12 protein-coding genes are annotated in these 15,210 nt (G+C 42.0%); 9 read left to right on the top strand and 3 right to left on the bottom strand.

The genetic code is table 11. The annotated features are described in order from the left end of the window. Nucleotides 1–20 precede the first annotated feature (20 nt). The 5 genes from speB to CXF83_RS14775 all read left to right on the top strand — a co-directional run bounded on the left by speB (nucleotide 21) and on the right by CXF83_RS14775 (nucleotide 4,385). Nucleotides 21–950 carry an agmatinase gene (gene speB, locus CXF83_RS14800; protein WP_101091211.1) on the top strand — a complete coding sequence of 310 codons (930 nt, stop codon included), beginning with the start codon at nucleotides 21–23 and terminating at the stop codon, nucleotides 948–950. Between the two features lie 71 nt (nucleotides 951–1,021). Then, nucleotides 1,022–1,663, top strand: a complete 642-nt coding sequence (gene pdxH, locus CXF83_RS14795) for a pyridoxamine 5'-phosphate oxidase (RefSeq protein WP_101091210.1) — start codon at nucleotides 1,022–1,024, stop codon at nucleotides 1,661–1,663. Between the two features lie 195 nt (nucleotides 1,664–1,858). After that, the gene (locus tag CXF83_RS14790) at nucleotides 1,859–2,434 is read left to right on the top strand and encodes a YceI family protein (protein ID WP_101091209.1); all 576 of its coding nucleotides are present in this window, start codon (nucleotides 1,859–1,861) and stop codon (nucleotides 2,432–2,434) included. Nucleotides 2,435–2,547: 113 nt separating this feature from the next. Further along, entirely contained in the window at nucleotides 2,548–2,901 is a 354-nt protein-coding gene (locus CXF83_RS14785; protein ID WP_101091208.1) for a DUF3802 family protein, read from the top strand. 608 nt (nucleotides 2,902–3,509) lie between these two features. Further along, complete coding sequence (locus CXF83_RS14775; RefSeq protein WP_101091206.1) at nucleotides 3,510–4,385, top strand: putative ATP-dependent zinc protease; 876 nt, start codon at nucleotides 3,510–3,512, stop codon at nucleotides 4,383–4,385. 51 nt (nucleotides 4,386–4,436) lie between these two features. Here the strand turns inward: CXF83_RS14775 and CXF83_RS14770 are convergent, their stop codons facing one another. Together CXF83_RS14770 and CXF83_RS14765 are read right to left on the bottom strand one after the other, a co-directional pair. Next, nucleotides 4,437–7,046 carry a PDC sensor domain-containing protein gene (locus tag CXF83_RS14770; protein WP_101091205.1) on the bottom strand — a complete coding sequence of 870 codons (2,610 nt, stop codon included), beginning with the start codon at nucleotides 7,044–7,046 and terminating at the stop codon, nucleotides 4,437–4,439. Between the two features lie 202 nt (nucleotides 7,047–7,248). Then, nucleotides 7,249–8,742, bottom strand: coding sequence for a methyl-accepting chemotaxis protein (locus CXF83_RS14765; RefSeq protein ID WP_101091204.1), 1,494 nt, complete (start codon nucleotides 8,740–8,742; stop codon nucleotides 7,249–7,251). Between the two features lie 428 nt (nucleotides 8,743–9,170). Between CXF83_RS14765 and pheS the strand changes: the two genes are divergently transcribed. The 4 genes from pheS to lpxM all read left to right on the top strand — a co-directional run bounded on the left by pheS (nucleotide 9,171) and on the right by lpxM (nucleotide 13,893). Then, nucleotides 9,171–10,154, top strand: a complete 984-nt coding sequence (gene pheS, locus CXF83_RS14760; protein ID WP_101091203.1) for a phenylalanine--tRNA ligase subunit alpha — start codon at nucleotides 9,171–9,173, stop codon at nucleotides 10,152–10,154. A 15-nt stretch (nucleotides 10,155–10,169) separates the two neighbouring features. Further along, nucleotides 10,170–12,557 carry a phenylalanine--tRNA ligase subunit beta gene (pheT, locus tag CXF83_RS14755; protein WP_101091202.1) on the top strand — a complete coding sequence of 796 codons (2,388 nt, stop codon included), beginning with the start codon at nucleotides 10,170–10,172 and terminating at the stop codon, nucleotides 12,555–12,557. Nucleotides 12,558–12,561: 4 nt separating this feature from the next. Next, nucleotides 12,562–12,858, top strand: a complete 297-nt coding sequence (ihfA, locus tag CXF83_RS14750; RefSeq protein WP_101091201.1) for an integration host factor subunit alpha — start codon at nucleotides 12,562–12,564, stop codon at nucleotides 12,856–12,858. Nucleotides 12,859–12,936: 78 nt separating this feature from the next. Beyond that, nucleotides 12,937–13,893, top strand: coding sequence for a lauroyl-Kdo(2)-lipid IV(A) myristoyltransferase (lpxM, locus tag CXF83_RS14745; protein WP_101091239.1), 957 nt, complete (start codon nucleotides 12,937–12,939; stop codon nucleotides 13,891–13,893). A gap of 88 nt (nucleotides 13,894–13,981) precedes the next feature. On the opposite strand, the gene CXF83_RS14740 is transcribed toward lpxM, so the two are convergent. Continuing rightward, nucleotides 13,982–15,085: a phosphoribosylaminoimidazolesuccinocarboxamide synthase gene (locus CXF83_RS14740; protein ID WP_101091200.1), complete on the bottom strand. Its 1,104-nt coding sequence runs from the start codon at nucleotides 15,083–15,085 to the stop codon at nucleotides 13,982–13,984. Nucleotides 15,086–15,210: the final 125 nt, after the last annotated feature.

The following is a 15,210-nucleotide window of genomic DNA, read 5'->3' as shown; positions in this document are numbered from 1 at the left end:
AGACCTTTTACGGAGCTTTTATGACTACTATCGCTGACAAACCTGATTACTCGCTTTACTCAAATGCGTTTGGCTATTTAAGATTGCCATTAGAGTTTAAGCCATTAGAGAGTGATGCAGATGTTGTGGTGTTAGGTTTGCCTTTCGATATGGCAACCACAGGACGTTCAGGCGGCCGCATGGGACCGGGTGCAATCCGTCAAGCCTCCGTTAACTTAGCGTGGGAAGAGTCTCGTTGGCCTTGGAAATTTAAACTAAGTGATCACATTAAAGTGGTTGATGCCGGTGATCTGGTTTATGACTGTGGTGACTCTGCTGACTTTACTAAGCGAGTTGAAGATTTTGCTACGGCAATTGTTGAGTCTGGTAAAGCGCTATTGAGTTTCGGTGGTGATCATTTCGTTACTTTACCGCTACTACGTGCTCACTATAAAAAACATGGAAAAATGGCGTTACTCCATTTCGATGCGCATACTGACACTTACAGCCAAGGCAGTAAGTATGACCACGGTACGATGTTTTATCACGCACCGAAAGAGGGCCTTATTGCTGCAGAACACTCTATTCAAGTGGGTATAAGAACGGAGTACGATCAATCAAACCACCTCTTCAAAGTGATTGATGCAGGCGCCGCGAATGATCAAAGTGCTGAGCAAATCGTCGCACAAATCCGTGAAAGAGTCGGCGATATGCCGATGTACGTTACATTTGATATTGATTGCTTAGATCCTGCATTTGCGCCAGGCACAGGCACACCTGTATGTGGTGGTCTAACGAGCGATAAAGCGATGAAAATCATTCGTGGTTTGAATGGTATGAACATCGTTGGTATGGATGTGGTGGAAGTCGCACCAGCGTATGATAGTGCTGAGATCACTGCATTGGCAGGTGCCACATTAGGGCTTGAATTATTGCATGTTTGGGCTGATTCTAACGGCAAAGTTAAGTAAGCTATTGGGACAGGTATTTACATGAATATCTGCAGTACTTCTTTTTGCATGCAATATGAAAGGATTGATAGATGTCAGAGCTAAGCGATATCAGGCGAGAGTATTCTCTAGGAGAGATGCACAGTGAGAATGTGCCTGATGATCCGATGGACCTTTTTACTTCTTGGCTAGAAGTGGTTAAGGACTCAGAGATAAAAGATCCAACCGCAATGTCAGTTGCCACTGTGGATGAAAGTGGTCAGCCGTTTCAGCGGATTGTTTTACTTAAAAGATTTGGCAATGATGGCTTTGTGTTTTTTACCAACCTTGAGAGCCGTAAAGCGCAGCATATTGCTCATAATTCACAAGTAAGCTTGCTATTTCCTTGGCATACGTTAGAAAAACAAGTGGCGATAACCGGTATAGCCGAACCATTATCAAAGACGGAAGTAGTGAAATACTTCATGTCTCGCCCAAAAGACAGTCAAATTGCGGCATGGGTTTCCAAGCAATCTAGCCCGATTTCAGCCAGGAAAGCACTGGAAACTAAATTCGCCGAGATGAAGGCTAAGTTTGCCAATGGCGATGTTCCATTGCCAAAGTTTTGGGGAGGCTACATCGTTAAACCAAAAAGTATTGAATTTTGGCAGGGCGGCGAGAACAGGCTGCATGATCGATTTATTTATGTTAAATCAGCCGATGGTCAATGGCAGCGAGATAGACTAGCCCCGTAGTCATTTATTAGTAAGAATGCCACTTCATTAAGTGGCATTTTTGCTTTTAACGGCAGCAAAATCGCCCCATGTACTAAAATAATCACATACTGTGAAATTAGAATTTACTGTGTGAGGTAACCGCTTGTGCTAAATTAGCAGCTGATGTTGTTTTGCATATTGATATCTATCACTATTTTTCTAGAGGGAGCAACCATGAACAATATAATAATTGGATTACTACTCATTCCGTTATCGTTTGTCACGTCAGCAGCAAGCTGGAAAGTGACAAATGATGAATCAAACGTCAATTTCATTTCGATTAAAAAAGGCGATATCGCCGAAGTTCACCATTTTAAAACCATTGCGGGAACGCTCAATGATAATGGCGAATTTGAGTTGACCATTTCTCTTGCGAGTGTTGATACCCAAGTTGAGATAAGAGACGAACGTATGGGGTCGTTATTGTTTGACGTTGATAAATACCCCAAGCTGACGTTATCTGCCAAAGTAGATAAGAAGCTGCTTAATAGTATTGCCGTTGGAGAGTCAAAAATCGCCACGATTGATGGGCAGGTGGACTTACACGGCAAGAAAGTGAGTCTCCCCTTTACGGTGAGCATTGCTAGGCTTTCTGACGCTAATCTACTCGTTGCGAGTGTCATGCCAGTGATTGTTAATTCAGACAGCTTCGGTTTGACGCAAGGTATTGAAAAGTTGCGCGAGATAGCAGGGTTGTCGGCAATTAGTAAAGCGGTGCCAGTCTCCTTTATTTTGAACCTCAAGAAATAGATCTAGGCAATATCATTTCACTTTAAACTCAGATAAGATTCTTATCCAAAAGAATTTGCGGCTCTTTTTGAGCCGCTTTATCATTTATGCACTTTGCATATTTCGGAAGGGATATGGTTACCGATACAGACGGGTATATGCACCTTGTTCAATATTTGACTGAACATTTAGGTATATTTGAAAACTCGCAACAACAATCAGCGGCTGAAGACACGGTTATGGAGCTGTTTGAAGAACAGCTTGCAGCTCAAATTATCATGGTTTGTGGTCAAAACCCGTCTTTGAGCTTTGCTCAGCGAAACATAGTGATTAGAGAGGTTGACTCGATTGTGTATGATCTTGAAGAGATCCTTGCAAGAGTGGCGACGCATAAAGCAACTGCTGAACAGACATTGTTCATTACAGAGTTTTCATGCCTGATCAAGAACTTGTTTGACCAAGAGATTGCTAAGCTCATGGCAGCATAGTGCAAATTGATTTTATATTTCGTTACAGAATTCTCTCTATTTAGCCTTGTTGCTTGTTTCAATAAGGCCTAATGTTCAGTTATGAACATTGAGAGTTCGATGCTAGAAAATCTAAAGCGCTCTATAAATGGACAACATTTGCTTGTTTATTTTTGCTTGTTTGTTTTTTGGTGTTTTTTGCGCCTATTCAGTCAGAATGCATTGGACTTAGGCTGGGGTTTTTTCCCTCTCGTCATCTCTCTCCCTTTTGTACCGTTTATCCTTGTCTGGCTAGGTGTGCAGTTTTATCGTAACGTTAGGCTCTATAAACAGAGTTTTCATAAGCGCTGGTATGTATGCCATTGCGTCTTTTCTGCTATGTTGTTGGTGCTATTTGTTCTTCATTTCTTCTGAGCACTTGTTTAGACACTTTGTTCAACCTAACGTCAGCTTTGAGCTGCTAAATTTATTTGGTTGGCGTGCTATCGATAAAAATTCAAGCTTATTGAATTGTTTATCGATGAGATAAGCATCATTTCCGATACAGCTTTGGCGCCAAACGGTAAGATTTCTTGCTATGATAACTTCAAACAAGCCATAAATTGACTTAACTATATTTAGGAATAGCGATGCTAAAAAAAATGGGATGGTGCCTCTTGACCTTGATGACTTCATTATCTGTTCAGGCCAATGATAAGGCGGTAATTGGCTCTACAGCGAATATGTTTGTAGCACATGCAGATTTGCCCTATGTTGCGCGTATAGATACAGGGGCGGTGAATACCTCTTTACATGCTGTCGATCTTAAAGTGGAAGGTGGAAGTGCTAAAAACATGAAAGACAACATCGGTAAAACGTTGTCCTTTACGACCGAAAACGCAACGGGTCAGTCTAAACGCATAAAAGCTAAGATTGTTAAGACATCGACAGTCAGTAATTCTCAAGGCACAGAAACACGCTATATGGTCGACCTAGATGTTGGCTTTAAAGGAGAAGAGCGAAAGGTAAGAGTTAATTTACGTGATCGTAGCCATATGGATTATAAATTGCTCATTGGCCGTAATTGGCTCAAAGGCCGCTATGTAGTGGATGTTTCTGATAAAAAGTATATTGGCCCGACCGCTCCGATCAGCATTGTTGAGTCAGGTATGATGTTTAAAACTCGTATTGATACGGGAGCGGTAGAAAACTCCTTACATGCTGTCGACTTTAAGATTGAAAATGAAGAGACCGACATGAATAAAAATGTCGGTAAGGTGATTCATTTTACCACTGAGAATGAAAAGGGTGAGTCTAAGGTCGTAAAATCTCGTATCGTTGAAACATCACTTATTCGCAACGCGCAAGGCAGTGAAACCCGCTACATGGTTGAACTCAACATTGGCGAGTTAGGTGAAGAATATAAAGTTAAAGTTAATCTACGAGATAGAAGTAAAATGACCTACAAGCTGTTAATCGGCCGTAACTGGATACAAGGTCATTATATTGTCGATGTATCAATGTAGTTTGATTGACGCTCTTTAGGCGTATAAAAAAGCACTCTAATGAGTGTTTTTTTATGTCAGCGATAAAGAGCAACTGATTTGTGTTTTATATTGAGCTCCAGCCTGCAAGCTGCGCAATTGTACTTTTCCATTAAACTCACTTTGCAACCACACCGACAATGTAGATATTGTGCCATGAATTTCATTTTCAGTAATTTGCAGCTGTAATGCATCCCGCTGGTTTGTGGTAAATCCTTTACCATTATCATAAACGGTGATGATCAGCTCATTTTTCTGTTTCACCAAAATTAGCTTAATACTTTTGTTCGTTTGATGAGGATCAAACGCATCGGTTAACGTGTTATTAATGAGCCTATAAAACAGGATTAAAAAGTGCCAATGGATACCGTCTACGATGAGCCTATTATCACTTTGGATCTCTAGATCAATATCTGCGTCGACAAACTTAGGCCGTAATAGTGCGATGATATGCTCTAATAGTTGGACTAAATCAATTGGCTTAGCCCCATAGTCTTGCGCTGAAAGTAAGTATTCTAAATGTCTTAAACGTTCTGTCTGTTCTGTCAGTTCTACACCAAAATCAGCCGCATTAAGGGTACCATTGGATAAGCGGTAAGCCTTGGCTGCGAGTTCATCTTGCTGTCGAAATATTGGCCTGACAAGGTTTGCCACTAGGGTAGGGTATAGTGCTTGATTATCAAGTTTAACTTTTTCGTAGTTAAACTCCTTATTTGATTGTATGCGTGCTTGTACCGTTTCATCTTGTAGTCGTTTATTGGTCTGTTCCAATTTTTCAATGAAACGGATGTTTTTGGACTTTTCTTGCCTGAGGATCTCAAACTGGGCTTTGTTTTTTAGCTCAAGCTTTTTGGTTTCAGTTATATCAAATGCAATCGTGCCTATGGATACAACCTCTTGTTGACTGTTCAATATTGGAAATTTGGTGACTAAATAGGTGTGAAAATTGCCTTCACTTGGGAATGCTTGCTCGTAACTGAGTTCTCGTTTCTGCGTGAGAACCATCTTATCGTTGTCGCTATTTACTTTGGCAACATCTCTGGGCAATACTAAATGGTCTCTCACACCAATAATGTCATCTCGATTTAACGCAACAGTACGGCAGAATTGATCGTTAACAAGTGTGAGCTCACCATTGATATTTTTGATGAATATTAAGTTATGTGCGGAGTTCAATACCAAATTGAGCTGCTCTTTACTCTCTTTTAGTTCTGCTTGTGCTAGCTGTTGAACCTCTAACTGCTTTTCTAAAGCAAGGTTGGTGGCATCTAAACTGGCCAGGGCTATCTCTAATTGGTGCGTGCGGGAACTGAATGCTTTTGCGAGCATGCCAATCTCATCTTTTCGATTATTGCTTTCAAGCTCAATTAATGCCGAGTTGCTATTGTTGAGTGCGTTCACCATTCGACTAATGGGGTTAATAAAGAGTTTGTTTTGCAAAATGAATAACAACATCAGTGCAAAAATCTGAATGCCCACTAAATAAAGACCTACGGAACTCGCCATCGACTTAGCGCTGGTTTCTACCGCTGTTAATGGCGTCACAAGGATTATTTTCCAATAAGTCCCCGGCATTAAGAAAACGGTGACAATAACAGGCTCTTGCAGTTGCGGATCATTGTCGAGCTCTATGCTGGCAATTAATTGAACACTTTGCAGTTTGTTTTTTGCATTTTGGTTAATCAGCGCGGTAAGTTTGGCACGTTCATTCGGCGGGATATTTGCCGTAACATTTTCAAGTTGCTTTGCAGTGTAAGCCTTGTCTATATTGGCTTGGCGCATAAACTCTGCGTCGATTTCATCTATTCTAGCTTGCAGTGGTTTGAACGACTCATATTGCTCGGTGAAATCAGCAAAAGGTTGAAATAAACGCTTTAGGACTCCCTCTTCAGTAAGATCAGTATCTAGGCTTGGGAATGAGAGCAGCCTATTTTGCTGATCCAGTGCAAATACATAGCCTCTTTGTCCAGATAGGGCTGTTTTGAAAAAACCGTCGAGACTCGATAGCGCAACATCAACGGTAGATACGCCAATAAACTCATGATGAGACCACATCGGCACCGAGGCGGTAATCATTGGATCTTGTGTAAAAGGGTCGATATAAGATTTAGACCAATATGTCGTGTCTGCTGGGTAATACTTTGCTGGGATATACCAGTTTTCTTGGTAGTAATTAGGGTTGTCGTCTTGGTTATAATCGTCAACTTTGAGCAGTTTCCCGCTGGGGTTGCGTGCCCAGAAATGGCTATCTTTACGTTTATCTTTGTCAAAAGCCTTGGGCTCGGGCCAAACTCCACCGCCGAGAATAACCGCTTCTTGGCCTAACTGATCGAGTAATGCTGGAATACTTGCGTCTAAAAGAGAAGGGTTGTGCTGGTACAGCTCACCAAGCGCGCTAATGGAGACGGCTAAACGTTCAATTCGATTGGTTTTTTGCTGCAAAGTTGCTGTAATCGCTTTACCGACATTAATATTCAATGTTTGCTGATTATCAATGAGTCGATTTATTTCAATAGACTTAAGAAACCAAACACTGGCTAAGATGATGATTGTAGCCACCGCGAGTTGGATGAACATGAATTTCATCGGTAAACTTTTACGCCAATCAGTCAATTTAGGGGGGCGGTTCTTACGATTTTGCATGCTAAAGTTACGCTCAAATAGTGAGTTGCTTCCTTAACGAGCATCCATACTGTTTAAGGATAAAATTGAAACGATAGGTCAAGTATACAAGCCTTGTTAAATTATTGTAAAACAATACACTATTAGGATTGTAACAATTTAGATAGTGACACAAAAAAGGGCAGCACTAAAGTGCTACCCTTTTTTATATTAACAATGTTAACTATATTTTGAGCCCTATCAACAATGTATCAAGTTGTTCCGCTGTTGCGTGCAGTTCATCGCAGCCTGCAACGGATTGATTAGCAGATTGTTCAACATCATGGGATTGATTGCGGATCTCCATTAAGTTGGTTGCAATTTCATTGGCAACGGCAGATTGTTCATCGGCGGATGTTGCAATCAATATGCTCATTTCGTAGACCTTAGCACTATGATGCGCAATGCCTTGAAGATCGTTACCGGTATCAAGCACATGTTTTTTACCTTCTTCAGCCTTTTCGACCGTACGGCCCATGACATGTTTTAGATTTCTCGAACCAGATTGAAGCGCCTCGATCATCGATTTTATCTCAACTGTCGCGGCTTGAGTTCGTCCTGCTAGCGTTCTGACTTCGTCAGCGACGACGGCGAAACCTCGACCTTGTTCTCCAGCTCTTGCGGCTTCAATTGCAGCATTTAACGCGAGCAGGTTAGTTTGCTCGGAAATAGCATTAATGGTCGTAACTACTTCATCAATTTTTGCGGCATTTTCGTTAAGATTATTGACAGCATCAGACGCTTGCGCAATTTCATTACTGAGACCACCAATAGCATCCACTGTTACAGCTATGTCTCGAGAGCCTGCATCAACTTGGTTATTTGCTTCTTGGGTTTCTATAGACGACTGTTCTGCATTGCGGGCAACCTCTTTCACTGCGGCTGTCATCTCTTCCATTGCGGTCGCAAGAGAATCTAAATGCTGCCTTTGGTTCATTGCCAGCGATTGGCCTTCTTGAGCTGTATCTCTAAATGCTTGCACTACGTTACGGATCTGGGTGTTGGCATGGGTCATTTGAGTGACCAGCTTATGCTGCCGATCAACCAAGGTATCGATACTAATCGCTAAGATACTAAACTCATCTTTGACTTCAAAAAAGTTAAGTCGACCGGTGAGATCGCCATCAGCTGCTCTCTTTAACGCCATAACATTGGTGTATAACGCGCCACCGACAAAGCTAGAGATATAATAACTGGTGATTAAAATTAACAGAATCAATCCAGCAAGCGTACCGTAGATAAAATAACCGTTGCTGCTCTCTTGCTCTAATGCAATATTCGATACCGTTATCAAGCCGTTTTGGCTGCGGCTGACACTTTTAATACGGTTACCTTGTACTTGAGCTCCTCCGCCCTGACTTGCTAAGGATTTGGCATCTCGCGTAGCCTCATTCTCATCATATAGGCTGATATCACCGTTCAACGCATTTAAAAAAGGTTGTTTGTCTTCATCTGCAACGAATTGATAGGCTTTGTCGAGCGCATCGCTCATTTTTTGATTATATTGCTGAGCTTGTATCAGTTGAGACTGTTGTAGGTTTTCATCGAAATGATGACTTAATACGAGCATGAAACCTATCAAAGTTAAAATAGGAATTATTGCCATAACAGCAAATTTTGATTTTAACGTCATATGGATAAGGTATTTATCGACCCAGCGAAACTTAACTTCTTTCATAATTTTCTCTCAATCCTAGAACGGCGACCATATTATTTATCGGCAAAAACAATAATTACTTTACCAATGTGTTACAGATTCATATCTGTTTGTGGTTTTTTTGTTCTCTAGATGGGTTAAGTAATTGAAACTGTTATATAGCTTGGGTTTTCTGATGTTAACTAATCGCGATAGAGTACCTTTGAGGCAGAATAATAACCCGCTTATATCTACGCAAAGGGGCGCAAATTTTACAACGCGAGCGAATAGGAGTGGTTTGTACTCGAACAAGGACTAAGCAAAATAAACAGTTAGCTTATAAAAAGGCGTAATTAACCCTAGTAAAATAGGGTTTGCTCGCGTAAAATTTGTGTCTTTTTCTATTTTCACCTAAGAAAATATGTAAGCCCGAAGACTCGTAGGTTTTCCTACATGCACTGGAAGAGATGATGTCACAGTTAACAGAGATCGTAGAACAGGCCTTAGCCGCCATCAAAGACGCTACAGATTTAAAAGCGCTTGATGACCTCCGTGTCGATTACCTTGGTAAGAAAGGTAAAATCACTGACATGATGAAGATGATGGGGAAACTACCCCCAGAAGAGAAACCGGCCTTTGGTCAAGCTGTGAACCAAGCTAAACAAGCGGTTCAACAGCAACTGTCTACACGCATCGATGGATTGAAAGCGGCAGAGCTTGAAGCGCAGTTGAAAGCTGAGAGTATTGATGTGAGCCTACCTGGGCGTCATATCGAGACCGGTGGACTGCACCCCGTTACTCGTACGATTGAGCGTATTGAGAGCTTCTTCGGTGAACTTGGGTTTACAGTTAAAGATGGTCCAGAAATTGAAGATGACTTTCATAACTTCGATGCATTGAACATTTCAGAGCATCACCCAGCGCGTGCTGATCACGATACTTTCTATTTTAATCCGAAAGTGATGTTGCGTACTCAAACATCTGGTGTACAGATCCGTACTATGGAGCATGAAAAGCCTCCACTGCGTATTATCTCACCTGGCCGTGTATACCGTAACGATTACGATCAAACACATACGCCAATGTTCCATCAAGTTGAAGGTTTGTTGGTTGCTGAGAAGGTTAACTTCGCAGAGCTTAAAGGGATATTGCACGATTTCTTACGTAATTTCTTTGAAGAAGACTTAGAAGTGCGTTTCCGTCCATCTTACTTTCCATTCACTGAGCCTTCAGCAGAAGTGGATGTAATGGGTAAAAATGGTAAATGGTTAGAAGTGCTTGGTTGCGGCATGGTACATCCAAATGTACTGCGTAGCGTGGGGATTGATCCAGAAATATACTCTGGTTTCGCCTTCGGTATGGGTGTCGAACGTTTATCAATGTTGCGCTATGGCGTGAATGATTTACGTTCTTTCTTTGAAAATGATCTTCGCTTCCTTAAGCAATTTAAATAAACGGAGCTGTATAGCATGAAATTTAGCGAATCTTGGCTTCGTGAATGGGTTAACCCAAGCGTTAATCGTGAAGAATTAGCACACCAAATTACGATGGCGGGTCTTGAAGTCGACGGTATTGATACTGTTGCTGCAGAATTTAGCGGTGTAATAGTAGGTGAAGTTGTAGAGTGTGGTCAGCACCCTGACGCGGATAAACTCCGTGTGACTAAAATTAATGTGGGTAGTGAAGAGCTAATCGACATTGTTTGTGGTGCTCCAAATTGTCGTTTAGGCCTTAAAGTTGCCGTTGCAATGGTTGGTGCTGTTTTGCCTGGTGATTTTAAAATCAAAAAAGCAAAACTCCGTGGCGAACCTTCTTTCGGTATGCTTTGCTCATACGGCGAGATAGGTATCGACATTGAAAGTGATGGTATTATTGAGTTACCAACCGATGCGCCTATCGGTCAAGATATTCGTGAATATCTGCAACTTGATGATACGGTTATTGATGTAGATTTAACCGCTAACCGTGCCGATTGTTTAGGTATGGCGGGTTTGGCTCGTGAAGTGGGTGTATTAAACCGTCAAGCGGTTACTGAACCAACTTGGGAAGCGGTTACGGCAACCATTAGCGATGAAGTGAGTATTGATCTTCAAGCTGAGCAAGAGTGTGGACGTTATTTAGGTCGCGTTATCAAAAATGTCGACGTTAAAGCGGCTACCCCTCTTTGGATGCAAGAAAAGCTACGTCGTAGTGGTATTCGTTCAATTGACCCGATTGTTGATATCACTAACTTCGTGTTGATTGAGTTTGGTCAGCCAATGCATGCATTTGATAATGCTAAATTGGAAGGCGGTATTCAGGTTCGCAAACCTAATGGTGAAGAGAAGCTGACATTACTTGATGGTAATGAGATCACTATCCCTGAAGGTATGTTGATTATTGCCGATCAGGTTAAACCATTAGCACTTGCTGGCGTATTTGGCGGCGAGTACTCAGGTGTTACTGCTGAAACTACCGACATTATGCTTGAGTGCGCATTCTTCGCACCTTTAGCCATTTTAGGTAAAGCCCGTAAAATTGGTTTGCACACAGATGCATCACACCGTTTTGAACGTGGTGTTGACCCAGAGTTGCAACATAAAGTAATGGATCGCGCCAGCCGTCTCGTGCTTGATATTTGTGGTGGTGAAGCGGGTCCTGTCGTTGAAGCTAAATCTGACGCTAACTTGCCACAACCAGTACAAATAGTATTGCGTCGCAGCAAGTTAGATCGCATTTTAGGTCACCATATTGAAGATAGCGATGTCACTGAAATTCTAGAGCGTCTTGGCTTTGCGGTTGACGTTAGTGAAGGACAGTGGAGCGTTACTACAGCGACTTACCGTTTTGATATGGCAATTGAAGAAGATTTAATTGAAGAAGTTGCTCGTATCTACGGTTATAACAATATTCCAAATATTGCACCAATTGCGCAACTAAGCATGTCTGATCACAATGAGTCTGATATCAGTCTTAAACGTGTTCGTAGCATGTTGGTTGCACGTGGTTTCCAAGAAGCAGTTACTTATAGTTTTGTAGATCCTAAACAACAGAATCTGCTGCACCCTGGTGCAGAGGCGATGATTTTACCGAATCCTATTTCGGTTGAAATGTCAGCAATGCGTTTATCGATGTTTACCGGTCTTTTATCGGCAGTCGGTTATAACCAAAGCCGTCAGCAAAATCGCGTTAGATTATTTGAAAGCGGCCTGCGTTTCATCCCCAATGCAACGGCAGACTCTGGTGTGTCACAGCAACCTATGCTTGCCGCGGTTATTTCAGGTAATCAGAATGATGAGCACTGGTCAATGGAATCAAATACCGTTGATTTCTTCGATCTAAAAGGTGATCTCGAAGCCGTCATCGGATTAACGGTTGCGGACAGTGAATTTAGCTTTAGAGCAGCATCACATCCAGCGCTTCATCCGGGCCAATGTGCTGAAATATTGAGAAATGATTGTGTTATTGGTATCATAGGCACGGTTCATCCTACCCTTGAGAAGCCATTTGGCCTTAATGGCAAAACAATTATTTTCGAGCTCGAATTAGACGCGTTATTGCATGCTAATTTACCGCTAGCCCAGACTGTATCTAAGTTTCCAGCGAACCGTCGTGACATCGCCATCGTAGTCGATGACTCTGTTGCAGCGGCTGATGTTGTAAAAATGATAAGAAAAGTTGGCGAAAATCAGTTGGTTGGCATAAACTTGTTTGATGTATACCAAGGTAAAGGTGTAGAGGAAGGCAAAAAGAGCCTTGCAATCGCACTCTTATTACAAGATAACTCTCGTACACTTGAAGAGAAAGAGATCGCAGCGATGGTAGATGTGGTGGTTTCTTCTTTGAAAGACGAGTTCAACGCATCGTTGAGGGACTAAAAGTATGGCACTTACCAAAGCCGAAATGGCAGAACATCTTTTTGAAACGCTAGGTATCAATAAGAGAGTAGCGAAAGAGATGGTAGAGACGTTTTTCGAAGAAGTTCGTCAAGCCCTTGAAAGTGGTGAGCAGGTCAAGCTATCTGGCTTTGGCAATTTCGACCTGAGAGATAAGAATCAAAGACCGGGAAGGAACCCAAAGACGGGAGAAGATATCCCTATTTCAGCGCGCCGTGTTGTGACGTTCCGTCCAGGACAAAAGCTGAAAAGTCGCGTCGAAGAAGCTAACGCAAAGAAGTAATTGCACTAGCATCGTGATGAAGAGGCCACTCAATTGAGTGGCTTTTTCTGTTATTCATCTGCTAACGAGGTTTTGCGTTTGTCTAGAAAACCTAAATATTTTGACCGTCGCTTCAGGCTATCTTTATTACACCCTAAGTATTGGCTTACTTGGGTAGCGATATTAGTGTTAGTGCTTTTTGGCCTTATGCCTGCGTGGTTAAGAGATCCCATCGCGCGTCAGTTGGCTAAACTCGTAATGAAAATTGCGGTAAAGCCTATTGAAGTTGCAAGAGCAAATTTAACGACCTGTTTCCCTCATAAATCGGATGATGAGATAGAGGGGTTGATTCGAGATAATGTCGAAAATTTTGTAATGATTTTGCTAGCTCAATCAGAGCTGTTAGTTAAGTCTCGTCAAAATATTCGTAACAGAGTTAAACTTATTGGCTTTGAGCATGTTGAGCAAGCAACCGCAGCTGGGCAACCGGTGATTTTTATCATGCCGCATGTGTGGGGTATTGAGTATGCAGGTCTGCGCCTAAATCTTGATTTACCTATGGTCTCTATGGCTAAAGCCCACAAGAATGACCTCTTTAACTGGTTTAATAATCGTATGCGCAGCTCGCAAGGTGGCAACATCTATATGCGTGAGGCGGGGATTAGAGCATTGCTCTCAGAATTAAAGCGCAACAACAGCTTTTTTTATCTACCCGATGAAGATCTTGGACCCGATAAAAGTATCTTTGCGCCATTTCTCGGCACGACTAAAGCAACGCTGCCCGTGGTTGGCCGTCTAGCTCAAGCAGGAAATGCGCAAGTGATGCCGGTCAAGATTGGTTATGACCAAACTAAGCGTCAGTATGAGTTAACGGTGATGCCGGCCATCGCACCTGACAGCATGCAGGGGAAAGAGAATGAAGCGATTGCATTGAATAAAGCGGTAGAGCAAGTCATATTAGCTTACCCTGAACAATATATGTGGTTTCTTAAAGTCTTAAAAACACGTCCTGAAGGCGAAGAGTCTATTTATAAAAAGAAGCCACGTAAGCAATAATGACTCTGGTCACACACCATTAAAAAGCCGCAATATTAATTGCGGCTTTTTGCTATATATTAATACTGAACGTTAAACCCAATCGAGCTTAAACGATAAGTTGATACTCATTGCGCAAAGTATCAATGATCTCTTGCTTTGGGTTTTCACTTATGTGAAGTTTCTTACCGATCACTTTCTCTGCAATACCAACGTAGGTATTTGAGATATCCATCATTACCGATTCTGGCAGTTTGTTGTCTTTAGCGAGTGAGAAACGCTCTTCCATGCGGTTTTTATTGAGTAAGATATCCGCATCAGAGAAGTGGTTTAGCAGCCACTGTCTAAAGCCTTCTTTTGATTGCTCAATGATCTTACCGTCACGATGAGAACTACCATCCCAAATACGTGAGCTATCTGGGGTGCCGACTTCATCCATATAGATGAGTTTTTCGTTGCCAGCTGCGTCATGGACATAGCCAAACTCAAATTTGGTATCAACAAAAATCTGATCTTGCTCTGCTAATGCTTCGCTTATCACATCAAAGCCTTCAGAAAGCAATTTCTCATAAAGATCGATGTCATCAGTATTGCTGAATTTAAAGCCCTTATAATGACGTTCTATGTCACGACGAGATACATTGACATCATCAGCTTCAGGTACGCCTTCAAGGCCAGTTAACACCCCTTTAGTTGAAGGAGTGATAAGGATCTCAGGCAGTTTTTGGTCTTTCTCTAAACCTTCAGGCAGCGTGATCCCGCAAAACTCTCGTTCACCTTTGCTATAAGCGCGCCACATTGAACCGGTAATGTATTGGCGGGCAATCGCTTCAATCATCACTGGGCGTGCTTTTTGGACAATCCATACCAGCGGGTGAGGAATATCAAGGATATGGCTATCAGCCAAGCCTTTCTCTTTAAATAACTTAAACCAGTGGTTTGAAATCGCGTTTAATGCTGTTCCTTTACCAGGAACACCATTTAAACCGTTCTCACCTTGCCATACGCAATCAAAAGCAGATATACGATCACTGATCACCATTATTGCTAATGGGGCGTCAGAGGGAACGTCATAGCCTTTATCTTTGATTAAGCGAGCGCTGTCTTCTGCTGTTAACCAGTAAACACTGCGAACTTTACCAGAATGGACAGGTTTGTCGGTACGGATGGGAAGGTTGTCATTTACGACTAAAACTTTATCGGCAAGATTCATAGGGCACACTTTTATTATTAAGAAGCTTCATTTTAGTGGCGCAGATTGTATCAGAACTTAGAATTGGCAACACTATGGCAAGCGCTGTTTTATGTCAGTAGAAAACAGTGTTCTTAATAAAAGAA

Source organism: Shewanella sp. Choline-02u-19 (genome assembly GCF_002836205.1).
Taxonomy (GTDB): Bacteria; Pseudomonadota; Gammaproteobacteria; order Enterobacterales; family Shewanellaceae; genus Shewanella.
The sequence above is the reverse complement of the archived record's forward strand: the minus strand, read 5'-3'. Positions and strand labels throughout refer to the sequence as shown.

Coding starts and splice junctions, on each gene's coding strand:
- pheS (WP_101091203.1), top strand. CDS start 9,171: ATGTCACAGTTAACAGAGATCGTAGAACAGGCCTTAGCCGCCATCAAA.
- CXF83_RS14740 (WP_101091200.1), bottom strand. CDS start 15,085: ATGAATCTTGCCGATAAAGTTTTAGTCGTAAATGACAACCTTCCCATC.
- pdxH (WP_101091210.1), top strand. CDS start 1,022: ATGTCAGAGCTAAGCGATATCAGGCGAGAGTATTCTCTAGGAGAGATG.
- CXF83_RS14770 (WP_101091205.1), bottom strand. CDS start 7,046: ATGCAAAATCGTAAGAACCGCCCCCCTAAATTGACTGATTGGCGTAAA.
- speB (WP_101091211.1), top strand. CDS start 21: ATGACTACTATCGCTGACAAACCTGATTACTCGCTTTACTCAAATGCG.
- CXF83_RS14775 (WP_101091206.1), top strand. CDS start 3,510: ATGCTAAAAAAAATGGGATGGTGCCTCTTGACCTTGATGACTTCATTA.
- ihfA (WP_101091201.1), top strand. CDS start 12,562: ATGGCACTTACCAAAGCCGAAATGGCAGAACATCTTTTTGAAACGCTA.
- CXF83_RS14790 (WP_101091209.1), top strand. CDS start 1,859: ATGAACAATATAATAATTGGATTACTACTCATTCCGTTATCGTTTGTC.
- pheT (WP_101091202.1), top strand. CDS start 10,170: ATGAAATTTAGCGAATCTTGGCTTCGTGAATGGGTTAACCCAAGCGTT.
- CXF83_RS14765 (WP_101091204.1), bottom strand. CDS start 8,742: ATGAAAGAAGTTAAGTTTCGCTGGGTCGATAAATACCTTATCCATATG.
- CXF83_RS14785 (WP_101091208.1), top strand. CDS start 2,548: ATGGTTACCGATACAGACGGGTATATGCACCTTGTTCAATATTTGACT.